12 protein-coding genes and 1 riboswitch are annotated in these 17,669 nt (G+C 38.5%); of the genes, 8 read left to right on the forward strand and 4 right to left on the reverse strand.

The window, feature by feature from the left end:
* Positions 1–69 precede the first annotated feature (69 nt).
* On the reverse strand, positions 70–1,512 hold the full coding sequence (locus tag DDE80_RS11540; RefSeq protein WP_108307899.1) for a sensor histidine kinase: 1,443 nt from the start codon (positions 1,510–1,512) through the stop codon (positions 70–72).
* Complete coding sequence (locus DDE80_RS11545) at positions 1,509–2,201, reverse strand: response regulator transcription factor (protein ID WP_108307901.1); 693 nt, start codon at positions 2,199–2,201, stop codon at positions 1,509–1,511. Before DDE80_RS11545 ends, DDE80_RS11540 begins: the two co-directional genes overlap by 4 nt.
* Positions 2,202–2,271: 70 nt before the next feature.
* Here DDE80_RS11545 and DDE80_RS11550 point away from each other — a divergent pair, with 70 nt between their 5' ends.
* Together DDE80_RS11550 and DDE80_RS11555 are read left to right on the forward strand one after the other, a co-directional pair.
* Complete coding sequence (locus DDE80_RS11550; RefSeq protein WP_108307903.1) at positions 2,272–2,934, forward strand: hypothetical protein; 663 nt, start codon at positions 2,272–2,274, stop codon at positions 2,932–2,934.
* Between the two features lie 71 nt (positions 2,935–3,005).
* Positions 3,006–4,352 (forward strand): hypothetical protein, encoded by a 1,347-nt coding sequence (locus tag DDE80_RS11555; RefSeq protein WP_108307904.1) that lies wholly within the window; start codon positions 3,006–3,008, stop codon positions 4,350–4,352.
* A gap of 35 nt (positions 4,353–4,387) precedes the next feature.
* Here the strand turns inward: DDE80_RS11555 and DDE80_RS11560 are convergent, their stop codons facing one another.
* The gene (locus DDE80_RS11560) at positions 4,388–5,569 is read right to left on the reverse strand and encodes a CaiB/BaiF CoA transferase family protein (protein WP_108307906.1); all 1,182 of its coding nucleotides are present in this window, start codon (positions 5,567–5,569) and stop codon (positions 4,388–4,390) included.
* 232 nt (positions 5,570–5,801) lie between these two features.
* Between DDE80_RS11560 and DDE80_RS11565 the strand changes: the two genes are divergently transcribed.
* The 4 genes from DDE80_RS11565 (at position 5,802) to DDE80_RS11580 (ending at position 12,722) form a co-directional block, all read left to right on the forward strand.
* Positions 5,802–7,373, forward strand: a complete 1,572-nt coding sequence (locus DDE80_RS11565; RefSeq protein ID WP_108307908.1) for a sensor domain-containing diguanylate cyclase — start codon at positions 5,802–5,804, stop codon at positions 7,371–7,373.
* 105 nt (positions 7,374–7,478) lie between these two features.
* Positions 7,479–11,633: an S-layer homology domain-containing protein gene (locus DDE80_RS11570; protein ID WP_108307909.1), complete on the forward strand. Its 4,155-nt coding sequence runs from the start codon at positions 7,479–7,481 to the stop codon at positions 11,631–11,633.
* Positions 11,634–11,733: 100 nt separating this feature from the next.
* On the forward strand, positions 11,734–12,501 hold the full coding sequence (locus DDE80_RS11575; protein WP_108307910.1) for a nucleotidyltransferase domain-containing protein: 768 nt from the start codon (positions 11,734–11,736) through the stop codon (positions 12,499–12,501).
* Positions 12,502–12,536: 35 nt separating this feature from the next.
* Positions 12,537–12,722, forward strand: coding sequence for a hypothetical protein (locus DDE80_RS11580; protein WP_235612330.1), 186 nt, complete (start codon positions 12,537–12,539; stop codon positions 12,720–12,722).
* A 37-nt stretch (positions 12,723–12,759) separates the two neighbouring features.
* Here DDE80_RS11580 and DDE80_RS11585 read toward each other — a convergent pair whose 3' ends face one another.
* A complete protein-coding gene (locus tag DDE80_RS11585; RefSeq protein WP_161952322.1) occupies positions 12,760–13,935 on the reverse strand; it encodes a DUF4085 family protein in 1,176 nt (391 codons plus the stop codon).
* Positions 13,936–14,026: 91 nt separating this feature from the next.
* On the opposite strand from DDE80_RS11585, the gene DDE80_RS11590 reads away from it, so the two are divergent.
* Together DDE80_RS11590 and thiC are read left to right on the forward strand one after the other, a co-directional pair.
* A complete protein-coding gene (locus DDE80_RS11590) occupies positions 14,027–14,953 on the forward strand; it encodes an AEC family transporter (RefSeq protein WP_108307915.1) in 927 nt (308 codons plus the stop codon).
* Between the two features lie 49 nt (positions 14,954–15,002).
* Positions 15,003–15,117: riboswitch (TPP riboswitch) on the forward strand.
* A 123-nt stretch (positions 15,118–15,240) separates the two neighbouring features.
* Positions 15,241–17,019 (forward strand): phosphomethylpyrimidine synthase ThiC, encoded by a 1,779-nt coding sequence (thiC, locus tag DDE80_RS11595; protein WP_108307916.1) that lies wholly within the window; start codon positions 15,241–15,243, stop codon positions 17,017–17,019.
* Positions 17,020–17,669 lie beyond the last annotated feature (650 nt).

Here is a 17,669-nt window from a genome sequence, read left to right on the forward strand (position 1 = left end):
TTGTTTTGGTGACTTTATTTTAACAGAAGGTGTTCTTTTTTAACCACAAAAATCAAAGCCCTTGAACTTTTACGCCATGTAAAAGTTCAAGGGCTTTTCATTTATAAGCAGGGTTTTGTCCCAGCCTCTTTTTGGTAGTGTAATATGAACGGTTATGCCTTTATTTAAAGTAGAGGTTAACCATACTTTGCCACCGTGCGCCTCGATAATATCGCGCGCAATTGCTGTACCAAGCCCTGTGCCTGTTGTGTGCGCTGTATTAGTACCTCTATAATAACGTTCGAAAATATGGGTAAGCTCATCTTCTGCAATACCCTTACCATTATCCGTTATTGTTAAGTAAGCTTCATTATCTTTGATAGAAGTTTGTAAGATAATACTGATATTATCATCGTTATGCCTTATCGCGTTATAAATAAAATTGAGTAACGCGCGTTTAATAAAGTGATGATCTATAGTACAGCGTATTTCTTCGAACTGAGTATCAAATTGTAAATCATAGCTCTCAAATCGTGGCTCATTTAATAGTTCAATGAGTAGTTCGCGACTAAAGCTTACGATGTTAGTTGTTTGTAATTGAAGCGGTAGTTGTTGATTACGTAAGCGCATCGTTAAATTTAAATCGTCTAGTAACTCGCCCATGTGCAAAGACTGTTTTTCAATAACTTGTGCATACGTAATCATTTCTGCTAACGTATCGGCTTCTTGCATAATTTCAGCGTAACCGCGAATAGAAGCAAGAGGTGTTTTCATATCATGTGAAATATTACCGATCCATTCTTCACGCATCACTTCTAAACGTAAGCGCTCTTGCTCATGTGCCGCAAGCTCCTCTGATACTGCGTTAAGATTTTGAAATACTTCGCTATACAAGCCTTTTTTAGTAGGCATCGTTGTAAATTTACGATTTTTTAAATATTGTATTTGATTTAAAATTTGTGTTAATGGTTTTGTTAAGCTACGCCCGAAGAAAAAGGCGATAAGAATAGTAATTAAAATATCTACAATTAACATATATAAAGCGTATTGGCTTATTAATTCTAAAATTTGCTTAAAATTAAAAGTAGCTATATAGCGAAACGTATCAGGGTCTTTAATGCCAATAATGTAGCTAATATCTTCTTTAGCATATACATACGATGTAACGTTAGGCAGTTGCTCATATTTATACATAGAAACTAAATCGATAGGTGCATAGTGGCTAGGCAATTCCTCAGGTGCATATACACTTTCAATTACATCACCGTTTGTATTTAAAAATTGCACGTAAGCATCTGCTTGCTGCAGAGCATCTAGCCCTTCTTTTGTCAGCACAGGTAAGCTATCTATTATTTCAAATTGATGTTCAAAATTACGCGCAAAGTGTTCGGGTGTATTTTTGGCGTTGTACGTAAAGTCTTTTTTACTCGTAATAATAGCAGTAGCTAATAAAATAATAACATTAGCAATTAATACAATAATGACGATAATAACGACTGATAATAAAAATCGACCAGTTAAACGCCACTTCATTGTTTAGGTACGACTAATTTATAGCCGAGTCCTTTAACAGTAGTAATAAACTTAGGAGCAGACGGATTCGTCTCGATTTTTTCACGCAGCCGACGAATATGTACCATTACGGTATTATCGCCACCGACGAAGTCCTCGCCCCACACTTTCTCAAATAATGTTTCCTTACTAATAATACGATTAGGTGAGCGTAGAAAAGTAGCGAGCAAGCCTACTTCCTTTGCGGTAAGTTCTAGGAGTTGGCCATTTTGATAAATTTCCGTTTCGTCACGCATTGTAAAAGGTCCAACTTCTACTGCAGTTTGAGGTGTTGTTGTATACTCTGCTCGGCGTAGGTGCGCCTTAACGCGGTAAGCAACCTCCTTTGGACTAAATGGTTTAGAAATATAATCGTCACCGCCAATCGCAAGGCCGACTAATTTATCCACTTCATCCGTTTTAGCTGACATAAATAAAATAGGGATATGTGAGGTTTGTCTAATTGTTTTACAAAGCTCATAGCTTTCACCATCGGGTAACATCACATCGAGCAATGCAATATCGGGGGAAACGTTATAAAACAGTTGCTCGCCTTGTGCGAGTGTAGATGCGATGAAAATTTGTTGCAAACCTTCTTTATTTAAAGTTACACGTAGCAACTCCGCTAAGTCAGCTTCATCTTCTACTAGTAAAATTTTTGGTTCTATCATAAACCTTTCGCTTCCTTTCTACGTCTAATGGGTATAGTTATATAATGAAGTGTAGAAGGGGTGGATGCAAATGAAAAAGCAATTAGCAGTATTAGTGGCAAGTGCGGCATTACTTGCGGCTTGTGGGGATAAAGAAGAGAAGCCAAACGCACAAGAACCAGAGGAGAAAGTAGACACTGAGCAACCAGCAGTAGAAGAGGGGGAACACCAAGTGGATGCAGCATTTGCGATTTATGAAGGTGAAATTGTTAAAATTAACGGAACTTCTCTAGAAGATATGTCATTAGAATTAAAGCAGGTCAATAGTGATGAGCCAATTCATATTAAAGCGCAACCTAAAACATTGTTATTTGAAAATGGTGGGGAGCCCTTAAAGTTTGAAGACTTTAAAGAGGGCGATTGTATTCATGCATATATGGATAGTAAGAAACCAGTTATTATGATTTATCCCCCACAATATACAGCGGATGTCATCACAGTACAAAAAACAGATGAGCCAAACGGTATCGACGTTGCAAAATATAATGATCAGCTTGAAAATGATACAGCTACATTAAAGTTAAATGAAAGTGAAGATACAAAAATTACGGATGAAGCAGGTACCCCTTTAACATGGGAAGATGTTAAAGGCGCAAATGCTATCGTATTTTACGGTGCAACAACGCGCAGTATTCCTGCGCAAACAACACCGGATAAAATTATTGTTTTGAAAGAAGTACTTACAGCAGAATAAACCTAGACCACCATTTTTCATTGAGAAATGGTGGTTTATTTTTTGGTATAGTAAGAATGGGGGGCGAGTAGATGTTACTTCAATATGACTTGAATTTATATGAACAGTATCAAGCTATGCAACAACCTTCAGTCGAACAAGCAATTACGAGCATTGCAATACATACGACACCAACGGATGTTAAAGCAATTATGGGTGCTACGATATTACCGCAACAATTTTTAGTTAGTGAAGAAGAGGCAGCAAATTATATTTTTTCAGAAGCACGCAAACATTGGGGACGCTTGCCTGAAGCACTGCACGACATGTTAGCATCACAATTTATTAAAGTAGAGGTCATCCACGAAGCATTAGATGATTTTTTTTATACAGCGCAAGGTAAGGCGCGTTTTTTAGCTTATTTACGCCAGCATCAAACGATGACGTTATCTCAATTGTTACAACTATTATTTCAACGTACAATCGATTTACCTATGCTATCTTTACAACAAATTCATTTATATCCTGTAGCTAATAAATATATGGTGCATTTCATTTATAAAGAACAAAATATTTTTTGGTACGCATTACTTTATAAAAAAATATACTCTTTATTTATTCATGAGCCGCTCGCAACGATGCCAAAGATTACAGGGATGCTAAAACAGTTAAATTTGGCTAAAAAAATAAGTTATGCACATGTGGATAACTTTACAGCCATCTATAGTGAACAACTTAAGCAGTTGGTTGCTTTTATTGCGACATACAATCCATTATCCAACGCCTTAAAACAATTAGAGCTAGGCGTATTATTTATATTAGCGCAGCATAAAGTGCATAATGGCGAATGGATTATCAAAAAAATTAAGGCGCTACGCTTATGGAATACCAGTGAGCATGTGTTAACTAAAACAGAAAAAGTAGCATTACGTTACGTACTATTACAAGTGCATGCTACACGTAAAGAATTTGGTAAAGTAATTAGTAATGCCCATTATTTATTAACAGATGAGTGTTTAAACAATTATGCTGTTAAAATAATGTTGACGTACGAAGAGGTGTTACCCACTTTCTCGCCCACAACGCATACGCTCATAAAGCGTTATGATAAAAATTATATGGAACAACTGTACTACTATTATTTTGAAGCGCTCGTAGCGTTAAAGAAATATCAAGAGGCATTACATGTACTAAAGCTTGATCCATTAGCGAGTACCACTTTACTTTTTCGCATCATTCATAAAGAAGAGGATAATAAAGCGCTCAATCAATGGCAAAGTTACCAGTTACCACCACTTGACGTTCATATACAACAACAAAGCATGCACTATATTAATCAGATGGTGAAGATTTTTGACAGCACAACATATAAGGGGCTTGCGAGACGCCTCAAGCAACTAAGTGATAAAGTAAAAGAAACTCAAATAAAAAAGGTATGAAATCCCTTCGTGGTTTCATACCTTTTGCGTCGTTATTAAGCTAAAATATGTTCATTTTCTAGCGCTTTAATCTCTTCTATACTGTAGCCAAGCTCTTGTAAAATTTCTTGCGTATGCTCGCCTAACTTAGCACCGATATGTTTATACGTTGCTGGTGAAGAAGAAAACTTTAATGCCGAGGCAATTTGTTTTTGTGTGCCTTGTTCACTCGGTACGTCAACGACCATTTCTCTCGCCTTAATTTGTGGGTGTTCGCACGCTTCGTCAAATGTTAATACAGGCTCTACGCAACCGTGGAAGTCATCATTAAATATCGTTAGCCACTCATCGAATGTTTTCGTTAAAAAGGCATCGTGGATTGCTTCTTTAAAGCGCTTTTGTGTGTAAGAAGAATCATTAAAAGTGCTGTCAATCAACTCAGGTATGTCTAGTGCTTCACAGAGTAATTTGCGGAACTGTGGTTCTAAACTTCCTACTGAGAAGTAACGACCGTCTTTTGTTTTATAATAATCATAAAATGTACCGCCATTTAAAATTTCAGCTTCTGGCTTAGCAACGTGACCACTACCAAAATAAGTAGCACCTGCTAGTAAATTAAGCGAGAATACAGCATCTGTCATACTAACATCGATATATTGACCTTCCCCTGTTTTTTCGCGATGTAGTGCAGCAGCTAATACCCCTATTGCTGCATGCATTGTTCCCCCTGCCATATCGGCAATTTGTACGCCCATTGCTACAGGCTTTTTATTTTGGTGGCGAGAGTAGTCGAGGACTCCCGCTACAGATAAGTAATTATTATCGTGACCCGGGCGGTTGCTAAAGGGTCCTGTTTGGCCATAACCTGTAATTGAACAATAAATAAGCTTTGGGTTAATAGCTGACAATGTAGCATAATCTAAGCCTAGTCTTTTCATTACGCCTGGTCGAAAGCCTTCTATTACGATATCGTAATCCGCAATAAGCTTTTTAATAATATCCGTCGCTTCAGTTGTTTTTAAATTTAATGTTAGCGACCGCTTCGAGCGGTTGACGTGCTGATGAATATAAGATTCACGCTCCTCATCATAAGGAGGCATGATGCGCATAAGATCTACGCGTTTTGAAGATTCAACATGAATAACTTCTGCGCCTAAATCTGCAAAAATCATAGTAGCCATTGGTCCAGGTAATAGTGTCGAGAAATCTAAAATTTTTAAACCGTTTAAAATACCCAATCTCCTCACCCCATCTGTGAAATAATTCTGTATTAATACAGTTTTAAAACAACTTAACAGTAGTATAACAGAGTTTTATGTTAAAAGTATATGTAATTTTTTGAGTTTTCCGCTTCTTTTGTTGTTTACGAAAGTTAGATAGATTATACAGAAAGATTATGCAATAATTATAGGATATATCCAAAAATTAACGTTAAAATAATAGATAAGCTATAGAAAGGGCCAAGCTTAAATGAAGGAAGTAGAAAAAAAGAAAATTAAATTGAAATATTTAATGTCAGGTCTCATGCTAGTAGGGTTTATCGTCATTATTGCATTCGGTTTAATTAGCGGTTACAAAGTAATTAAAGCGTCTCTATTAGAGGAAGCACTGAGCAATAATGAAGTATACGCAAAAAAGTTAGCACATACAGCGGATCAGTTCTTAATAGATTCACAAGATACGTTAGCTTATAGCGCTGATATTATTGAGCAAAATTTAAATAATGACGGTATTTTAAGTGAAGAAGCGCGTCGTTTACAAGAGCAAGCTAACTCATTTAATTCTGCTGTGGTAGTGAACCCAGAGCGTGAAGTGTTAGCTGTCTCGCCTAAGTCAATTAACGTAAAAGACAAAGTATTAGATTCGTCAGGCGCACGTGAAGCAAACCGTGCACAACGCCCTAATATTACAAATCCATATGTGACGATTACTGGCAAGCTCGTAGTGTTTATTTCGCATCCTCTCTTTGATGAGCATAATATTTATCAAGGTCTAGTAGCTGGCACGTTGTATTTACAAGACCAAAATGCTTTCTATGATATTTTAGGTAAACATCCATATGAAGATGAGTCGTCCGTTTATGTTATTGACAAAGAAGGCGAAATTATCTTCCATAAAGATATTGATCGCGTCGGTGAGCAAGTCGATGATGAGATTATTACGCAGCTTCAACAGAGCGATACCGGTGCATTTCGTATGACTGATGAACATAAGAAACGTTATGTAACAGGTTATAGTAAGTTAGAAGCCGCAGATTGGTACGTCATACTGCAACGCCCTCATGAGCTTGTAGAAGCACCAGCGAAATGGGTAGTGCAACGTATCGGTTTGACGACGATGCCATTTTTCGTGTTAATGATTATTATTACATTGTATGCTACGTTACGTATCGTGCGTCCCATTCATTTATTAGCACAATATACGGAAGAAAGCTTAGAAAGTAAAAGTGTTGATAAACTAAAAAATGTGCCGAGTTTTTATGATGAAGCACAGTCGTTAAAACGTTCATTAGTACGCACATTATCCACATTACATAGCCAAGTAGCGTTTTTCCAAAGTCAGGCTGTTTTAGATCCTTTAACAGGGCTAACGAATCGTAGGACGATGGATGATATGCTACAAAACTGGGGCGAAAACAATATTTCTTATGCGGTTATTATGTTAGACCTAGATCACTTCAAGCGTGTGAATGATACGTATGGCCATGCGGTAGGTGACGAAGTTTTACAATATTTAGCCGAAAAAATAAAATTCCATGCACGTACGCAAGATGTATGTTGTCGTTATGGTGGCGAAGAATTTATTATTTTATTACCACATACTACCGTAGAGGAAGCTTTCCATATTGCTGAGAGCTTGCGTGAAGATCTTGCACAAACGGTAAGCCCATGTGGCGATGTTGTGACGATGTCAGCGGGCGTCGCAGAAATTAGTGAAACAGCAGATGCGCCTGAGCGTGTTATCGAACTTGCAGACCGTGCGCTGTACCGGGCAAAAGAGGCCGGTAGAAACCGTACATGTACCTCAAAAGATGAATGTTAGCAAAGTCGAGGTGTGTTACTCACACATCTCGGCTTTTTACTGTAATTTTTATAAAAAAAGCCGATAAAAGGCATAGAAGTATTTGAATTTTAAGGAGGAGTTTCAGTGATTAATAAAAAGGGAGGAAAGCGTGCTTTACGTGCAACGTTAGCTGCAACATTAGCGACAAGCGGTGTAGTTTATACGCTACCTACGCAAGCGGCGCCGTCTCCATTTACTGATGTTTTGTATACGAATACGCACTTTGAAAATATTATGGAAATGTATTCACGTGGTTTTATTTCAGGCTATGCGGATAAAACATTTCGTCCTAATAACTATGTAACACGTGGGCAAGCAGCTAAAATGTTAGCGAATGTCCTCGGATTAGATACGCGTAACGTGCGTAATCCTAACTTTGCGGATGTAAGCTATTATGATGATAATTACGGGGCGATTGCAGCCTTAGTAGAAGCTAATGTGATTGGTGGTTACGCAGACGGTTCGTTTCGACCACATGCTACATTAACGCGTTCGCAAATGGCTAAAATGATTGTTAATGGCTTTAACTTTGAAGTAGCTTCTGCTGTGCAGCCCGTATTTCAAGATGTTACTTCTGCTACAAGCAACGCCGTACATATCCAAACGCTAGTTGACTTAGCCATTACCCGTGGTACGACACCTGTGACGTTTTCACCATATAATAATGTAACACGCGGCCAAATCTCTACATTTTTAATGAAGGCAGAGCGCGCTAATAAGCAAGTAAAGCAATATAAAATTACAGCGATTGAAGGCAATACGATTTATATTAACGGCGTACCTTACCGCGCTAGTGCGCATTTACAAAGTGTATTAAGTAGCCGTAATGCCGCAGTGTTAAAAGATGCGACAATTGAAGCGAAGTTTAGAAATAAAGAAATCATCGATATCTCGAAATTAACGCTTAATGCGAGTGGCGCATCACCTTCACGCATGTTGGTATTAAATGGCGGTTATTCGCAATTAAATGCAGATGTTGTCATTAACGGTAACCACATTGTTTTACGCGACTTAACGATTAAAGGTACGGTGCTACTTAATGAAACTGTACGCCCACCATTAACACAACGTACGTCATTTGTAGGACGTGAAGCGTTAACACAACGTACTTTCCAAGCAGGTATTTACGCGCGTGATAATGTAATCAATTGGGGAAATTCAACAGCGAGTGAAATGAAAGCTGAGAAAAATATCGTATTTGAAAATACAGAAGTCGAGAAAATTATTGTTTCTCAAAATGCGACGAAAATTACGACAGATACAAAACTTAAACATATTGAAGTAATCGGTAACGTAGAACAAATCGAACTGCAAGGGGATGCAAAGTATTTTCATGTGAACAACGATCGTAAGCTAACGATTTTTGGTGAAGGAATGATCAATCACCTACAATATGATAGTTTATATGATTTACAAATTTATATTGACGGTACAGTAAATAAGTTAGTGGTAGATAATAGCTTTGGCTGGATTGATTTAGATGAATACACATACGTTGAGGAAGTTATTTTGCCACCAGGTGAGTCGCCTAATAATATTTTTGATGATTATTTAGAAGACCAAGGAAATATTACAGTCATTGAGGATAGCACCGGGAAACCAGTTGACAAAAATCCGGTAGAAAACCAAAAACCGACAGACCGTACGCCACCAATTATTAAAATTTTAGATATTACACCTGAAGGTACTAGTGCCGTAGTTAATTTCCATACGAATGAAAATGGTATGTATTATTATATTGTCCAAAAGAAATCAGAAGATATGAAAACACCACCAGGTCGTGATTTTATTGAACAAAAACGTGGTAAATACGATGATATGGGCACGGGTTCAATGCGTGTAGGAGAAAATAAGTTTACCGCTACTGGTTTAGCCGAAAAAGAATCGTATGTTGTGTATATTGTAGGAATTGATGGCGCAAAAAATGTGTCGCCTATTATGCAAAAAGAGTTTCAGATGAAGGATGCTACACCGCCAAAAGTTAACAATTTAAAAGCGATACCATTGCGTGGTGGGCAACGTGCAGAAGTTAGTTTTTCACCGAGTGAAGATGGGCAGTATTTCATCTATCATCGTAAGTCTGTCGCAGGACAACCAGCTGCCACATTTGAAGAAATTGAAGCGAATGCACAAATTAAGAAGAGTACGCCAAAAGATAACGGCACGCAACTAATTACCGAAATGATTTCCGGCTTAACGAACGAGACAGATTACGAAGTATATGTTGCGATGATTGACTTATCTGGCAATAAATCCGTTGAACCACAAGCGATGACAACGGTATTAACAACAGAATTGGATAAAATCCCACCATACGTTTTAGGCGGGGATTTACGCCATAAATCAGGTAATATTTATGAAGTTGAAGTGAGTGAGCCGCTTGACCCTGAGTCAGCGACTAAAATTGAGAACTACCGTTTAAAAGGTACAGCGATGGTCAATATTCCGCAGCATGATAAAGACGGTGTGTTACCAATGAAAGTAGAGTACGCAGATAAAGGTAATAAAGGGTTATTAACAATTACAGTGCCTGCTACGACCGCTTTAGTTAATGGCGATAATATCGTACTTGATATTTCACCAAGGGTTAAGGATTTAGCGGATAACGCATTTGAAAATATTGATAACTTACCAGCAGGTATTGAAAAAGCGCGTAATCGTGCAGAGTATATTCATAATGATGCGATTAAACCAACATTAACACTTAATAATATTATCGTTAATAATGATAATACAAAGGCAGAGCTAGAGTTTACGGCAAATAAAGCAGGTACGTACTACTATATGATTATGCCTGAAGGAATTAATTTTGATAAACGGGATATTAAACCGAAAGATTTTTATGCAGAGTTTACGAATGATAAAACTGATAAATTTATCGTAGACCCAAAAACGGGCGAAAAACTTTATTTATCAATGGAGGGTCCAAAGCCTGCGGAACGTGATAAACAAAAGGTTGATATTACCATTCCTAAAGCGAAGCTCGATCCTTTCAAAAGCTATTCGGTCTATATGATTTTACGAGACCGTTCGGGTAACTTAACCGAAATTAAAGAAATCTCATTAGTAGCAGATGCTAAGCCACCACTTGTGACGGTTATTCCAGAAGGGGACAAAAAAGTACGCCCCGACTTTGGCGACATCACGGCAACACTGCGTCTAAATAGTAATGAAAAGGGGCGTGTTCATTATATTTTACGTGAAAAAGGACAAGAGCTTCAAGATGTGACAGCTGCTTATATTCGCACAGCTGGCCGTGCAGCAGATATGCGTGAGGGTATGAATGATATTAAAATTACGGGGATGTTACCGCACCGTCACTATGTACTTTATGTAGCGGTAGAGGATACATTTGGTAATATTACAATGAAAGAGTCGACAGATTTAATTGAAGGAGAAGATAAACCAGATGGTGAGGATATGATTTTTGAGTTCTTCTCAGATGGTACACGCCCGCACTTTATTATTCCTAAAGGTTTTGATCAACCTGTCGTTTTAGCGGATGATGATGGTGTTACATTCCGTGTCACGTTTAATGAATCGATTTATGGCAGTAACGGCTACTTTGATCCAGCTTATCCTGATGCACCGCCGAATTTCTTTGAAATTAAGGGCGCTGAAGGTGCTGAATGGTCCTTCTCTTCACTTATTAAGAAAAATGCTTTAGGACAAAATGAAGTAGATAAAGATGGTAATTTGGTGTTAGCTAAACAACCGTATGACCCGCGTGAGCTGGTAATTAAATTTAAGGCAGCACCAAAAAAAGATTTTTCTGTCATAGTAAATAAAGAAATGGTAGATAATAAATTTGCGAAGTTACCATTTGCGGATGCTAATGAAGCTGTTTATAGATATCAAGATTCTAATTTACGTGTTTCTTATGCAGTATTACAAAATCAAAAGATTGTAGACGATATCGCTACATCTAAAGAGCTCAGTGTATTAGTAGAAGGTAGCCGTAAAGGGGCGTTCTTAAATATTTATTATGTTGTTATCAATGAAGCAGATGAAAGTATTACACCAGACCATGTTAAAAATAATAAAAAGCCGAATAAAGTAAATGAAAAATTTGAAATTCATGGCAAGTCGGAGTTAGGTGATGTGGCAACAGAGCTACAGTTAACAGCGCCTAAGGATCAAGTATTTAAAGAAGGTCAGTTGATTTATATGGTAACAGAAGATGAATACGGTACGTTAATTATGTTAAAACCGACAGCAATTAAAAGTGAAACAAAATAACCAAAAAACCATTCGGAATATAATGATTTCGAATGGTTTTTTAATGCGTAAATGAACCTCTTACGAACAATAGCGTTTTATAAAGTGAGGTGAGAGTGAGATGAAGGAACCGCTAGATTTATTTTTAATGCGTTATGTGAACGAGGTAACTGCTGTGTTAGGTGAGAAAGTATATGGTATGTATGTGTATGGTTCGATTGCGCTTGAAGCATTTGACGAGGCACATAGTGATATTGATATCGTTGTAGTCGTAAAGCATGATATAACAAAGCCGCAAGCCAAGCAACTAGCTAAATTGCATAAGCGCCTAGCGCGTGAGGAGCGCTATGGAAATCGTTTAGACGGTATGTTTATTACACTCGAACAATTAGGTCGGGATGAGGCGTGTTACTATACTTACGAAGGTACTGTAAAGTTTGGTAAGTGGGATACAAATGCCATTACATGGTGGTTATTGAAGCATAAAGGTGTTACCTTGTATGGACCTTTTGCGCAAAGTTTACCGCTTGAGGTAGAGTGGTCGCATGTACAGGCAACGCTTCAATATAATTTACATAGTTACTGGGCGACTAAAACTCGTAAGCCATTTGCTTTTTGGCGTACAGAAGATGTAGTCTTTGCGGTTACTACGATGGCGCGCATTTATGCGTCCTATGTAAAGCAAGAAATTGTTTCTAAAAAAGAAGCGCTCCAGTGGCTAAGTCAGCATGCACGTACGGAGTGGCAACCTTTATTTGTAGAGGTTGAGGACAAGCTTCAAGGTGGAAAACTGCCTTTTGCACGCTGCGCACGTATGCGTTTATGTCGTAATTTTATGAAGCAAGCGCTTAAGGGTGCTACGAATGACCAAAGTTTAATTGTTCTATGAGAGGGAAAACATAAGGTATGAAGGGAGAGGTTACTATGCGTGATAAAAAATATGATAATCCTGATATGGTCAATACCGATAAGGAAAGTTTGTTTGATAAACACGAAGATATGAAAACCGTCGACCCAATTCCAGTAGAAGAACTTAATGAAGAAGTGAAAGATGAAAAAGATAAACGTGGGACGAAACATCGTTCAGGTAGTGAAAAGAAAAACCGATAGAAAGTAGCACAGGCAAATTTTCGCCTGTGCTATTTTTTTAAAAATATTTCGCTAAAGCCATTTTTGTATCGTTCGTTATAATACCTAACGCATCAAAATGTGCTACATAAACATCTAGCATAACGTTATTTTCATTATTGACGTTTTCGGCAAGCTCAATTAGCGCTTCATTAATTAACATTTCATGCCCTGTAGGGTTTTCATAAAGTGTATTCCAGGCACGGACGATTAATGCGAGGTCGTTGCTACGCAGTGCTGCAGGTAATTGTTCATTTGGTACGGGCTCACTAAAAATCGCATAGGGATCGACATACGTAGTCGTAAATAGTTGTGAGAGCCATTCGATTTCACTTTGTGCAATTTTTGTGAGTTCATTGTTGATTTGTAAGTAAATCGCATTGTCTTTTTGTAAAATTGTTCCTTCTTCAAATTGCGCTAATTCAGCGCCTTGAATAACAAAGCTTGTAATAGGAAGTACATATTGATCCGTAATGACGAAGTAGTTAAGGTTAGGGTCAAGCTCTTTAATAAAGTGATGTGCGGTTACATCAGGCAATACTTCATTTGCGATAAGTTCATGATAGGGCATCGGTCTATAATAAAAGTCAGCTTCTATATTTTTGGCTATAAAGGTAACCTCGCCATTGTGCGTAATAAGACGTAAATGAATTTCATCTTCTACTAAGTGAATTTCTTCGTATAAAATCACATCATTGCGCTGTAAGTTACCTTGTTGTAAACAATCATCAATGTGTAAAATGACGCAGGCTTTAGCTGTAAAGCCGCCCTCAGTGTTAATGAAAATATGATTATCAACAATGGCTGTGACAATTGCATCATGTAAGCCACCTTCGATAACTTCAGCTAACTTTGGTTCAAACTTTGCTTTATGTTGTTCGAAGTCCATCATACTGCTTCCTAGTAATGCTTCAAAGCGCGCGTTTTCTTCCATTTGCCAAGCGATAAAATCTTCACGTACTTCTTTAACAAGGGTAGGGCGATTAAGTGAACCGTCTTCCACATAAGGAACAAAGCGTTTTGGCAATACTTGGAGTAAATCTTTTTTAACGGCTTGTAATTCCTCACTATGTATACGATCAGGGTTAACACCGTCTTTACGGTAGTAGGTATAGAGGGCATCCCAATCTTCAGGCAATTGTAAAGCATTCGCATATTGTTGACGCAAATAAGCGTCATAAGTTAAATACCACATCGCGACACGTCCTTTCATTTATTTTAGTATAGCAAACATTGACCATGGAAAAAAATGAACATACTATTAAAGAAGAAGGGAAGTGGGCAAAATGTATCTCGGCATGATTTTTTTTAAGATTGTTGCCCCGATTTTAGTATTGCTGGTGGTAGGTGGCTTACTGCAAAAGAAATTTACATTTAACTTAAAAGCTTTATCCCAGCTTATTACGTACTGTTTTATGCCAGCCGCTGTGTTTATTAATTTGTATAACACTGAAATTAATTTAGCAGTGCTAGGGCAAGTATTTTTATTTATTGTGTTATTTATCGGTGGGCAAATGATTACGGCACGCCTTGTAGCAGGCGCGCTAAAATTACCTAAGCAAGAAGCGGCTGTTTTTAAAAATAGCGTAGTGCTCATTAACTCAGGTAATTACGGCATACCTGTAGCGCAAATGATTTTTGCGAGCCAGCCTATAGGTGTAGCCATTCAAGTTATTTTAGTAATCTTTCAAAATATGACGACCTATACATATGGTTTGTATAACTTAATCTCGTCGACTAAATCAGGCAGCGCTATTATTCGTGATTTTTTAAAGATGCCTATTGTACACGCATTAGTCATTGGTATAGTAATGAATGTATTTCATATAACATTACCGGAGTTTTTAAGCTTGCCTGTCAATTATATTGCAGATGGTTTTGTAGCGGTGGCACTCATTACATTAGGTGCCCAGCTCTCACAACTTGAAATGCGCTCGATTTTTAATAAAACGGTTATCGTTAGTTGCTTTACACGTCTCGTTATAGGACCACTGACAGCCCTACTCGTTATATTTGGCCTCGGTCTAACGGGTGTCGTTGCAAAATCCCTGTTTATTGCCAGTGCTTTTCCGACGTCACGCAACAGCTCAAGCTTAGCGCTAGAGTACGATATCGATGCAGACACGGCAGCACAAACCGTACTGTTCTCGACGATTGTCAGCTGTGTTACAGTAACGATTGTTATTTACTTTGCTGAAGTATTATTTGGCTAAGGTAGCTTTCAAGCGCATTATCTTGTATACTAATAAGCACAACTGAATAAGTAATAACTAGGGGGGTCCGATGAGTCGGGCTGAGAGAGAAACGCGTTGAAGTTTCGTTACCCTTTGGACCTGATCTGGCTCATACCAGCGTAGGGAAGTTAGTAAGCGCGCTTTTTGGCGTGCCTCTAAACATACGACTATGACCAGATTCTTTCTTAGAATCTGGTTTTTTTATGTCCCACGTGTTATGCGAGGTCGGTTCCTTTTACCAACAAACAAAAGGAGCGATTTGAGTAATGACAACAATTAGCGAAAAAAACATGGCCATCATGTCGAGTTTTGATGGCAGTACAAAAGTATATGTAGAAGGTAGCCGTCCTGATATTCAAGTGCCAATGCGTGAGATCGCATTAAGCGCAACGACAGGGCATTTTGGTGAAGAAGAAAATGCACCTGTGCGTGTCTACGATACGAGTGGTCCTTACACGGATAAAAATTACACAGTAGACATCACAAAAGGCTTACCAGCATTACGCCGTAATTGGATCTTAGAGCGCGGTGATGTAGAAGAATATGAAGGTCGTGACATTAAACCTGAAGATAACGGTTACCGTCGTGCAGATGACCCACGTGCCAATGAAAATGTATTCCCAGGCTTAAAGCGTAAACCACTCCGTGCGAAAGCTGGTAAAAATGTTACGCAAATGCATTATGCTAAACAAGGCATTATTACACCAGAAATGGAGTTCATTGCGATTCGTGAAAACGTTGAACCATCATTTGTGCGTGATGAGGTAGCGCGCGGACGTGCCATTATCCCTTCAAACATTAACCACCCTGAGGCAGAGCCAATGATTATTGGTCGTAACTTCCACGTGAAGATTAATGCTAATATTGGTAACTCTGCTGTTACATCTTCTATTGCTGAAGAAGTAGAAAAAATGACGTGGGCAACACGTTGGGGCGCAGATAATATTATGGATTTATCAACGGGTAAAAACATTCATACGACACGCGAGTGGATTATTCGTAACTCAGCAGTTCCTGTAGGGACAGTACCGATTTATCAAGCATTAGAGAAAGTAAACGGTGTAGCCGAAGATTTAACATGGGAAGTATTCCGTGACACACTAATTGAGCAAGCGGAACAAGGTGTAGATTACTTTACAATTCATGCGGGTGTGCGTTTACACTATGTGCCAATGACAGCAAAGCGCGTAACAGGCATTGTCTCTCGTGGTGGCTCAATTATGGCACAGTGGTGCTTATTCCATCACAAAGAAAGCTTCCTTTATACACACTTTGAGGACATTTGTGAAATTATGAAGGCTTATGACGTTGCCTTTTCATTAGGTGATGGCTTACGCCCAGGCTCTATTGCAGACGCTAATGATGAGGCGCAGTTTGCAGAGCTAGAAACATTAGGTGAACTAACAGAAATTGCTTGGAAGCATGACGTACAAGTAATGGTTGAAGGACCAGGTCACGTGCCAATGCATAAAATTAAAGAGAATATGGATAAGCAATTAGAGATGTGTCATGAAGCGCCGTTTTATACATTAGGGCCATTAACGACAGATATTGCGCCAGGTTATGACCATATTACGTCAGCAATTGGTGCTGCTATGATTGGTTGGTTTGGCACAGCGATGCTTTGCTATGTAACGCCTAAAGAGCACCTAGGCTTACCAAACCGTGATGATGTACGTACGGGTGTAATTACGTATAAAATTGCGGCACATGCAGCAGACCTTGCTAAAGGACATCCAGGTGCACAACAGCGTGATGATGCATTATCAAAAGCACGTTTTGAATTCCGCTGGCGTGATCAATTTAATTTATCGCTAGATCCTGAGCGTGCAGCTGAGTATCATGACGAAACGTTACCAGCTGAAGGGGCTAAAACAGCGCACTTCTGTTCAATGTGCGGACCAAAATTCTGTAGTATGCGTATCTCACAAGACATTCGTAATTATGCGAAGGAAAATAAGTTAGATACAGAAGAAGCCATTGAAAAAGGCATGCAGGAAAAAGCAGAAGAATTTAAGCAATCTGGTGGCGGCGTCTACCAATAATAAAAAAGCAATTTCATCTTCGGATGAGGTTGCTTTTTTTATTGACATTCTTTTATGAACATGATAAGTTCTATACAAACAATAAAGTTTCCTCAAAGAAACATTATTGTTATTTGGCAATAAACCTCAAAGGTTACAGTAGCTATGACGAGTTTGTGGTGGACTCGTTCCTAGTATAATACTAAACCTTCTCTTAGCACGGTTCCTCCTACAATACTAGTGCTAAAGCAATTGTGTCATCCCTAAAAACTGCATGTTCATGTGAGCTGTACGAAAGGTAAGCCCCCAATCAAATAACGCATATTAACATCCTGGCACCTCCGGTACGATAAACGTATCAATTTAAGGAGCATTCCTGTTAGAAGAATTTTCGGGGACTTGAAAACAAAAAAGCCCTCTCGTATGATGTTTGAGTGTCAACCGAACAAATTGACTCGCACATCTACAGAGAGGACTTACAATCATGAATTTTCACGCGTGTTGATTAGCCAAAATCACGTAACACTTTTTTGATAAATCATCTGAGCTGATGATAAGATTTCTTCGACGTACGTTCGCCATTTCACCGGAAGCGCATGCCAAAGAAACAGGCGTGTAAAACCTGCGAATGACAAGGAGTCTACGTCTGATTTCAATTGAATGCGGCTGTG

The sequence above is a fragment of the Metalysinibacillus jejuensis genome (assembly GCF_003057615.1).
Taxonomy (GTDB): domain Bacteria; phylum Bacillota; class Bacilli; order Bacillales_A; family Planococcaceae; genus Metalysinibacillus; species Metalysinibacillus jejuensis.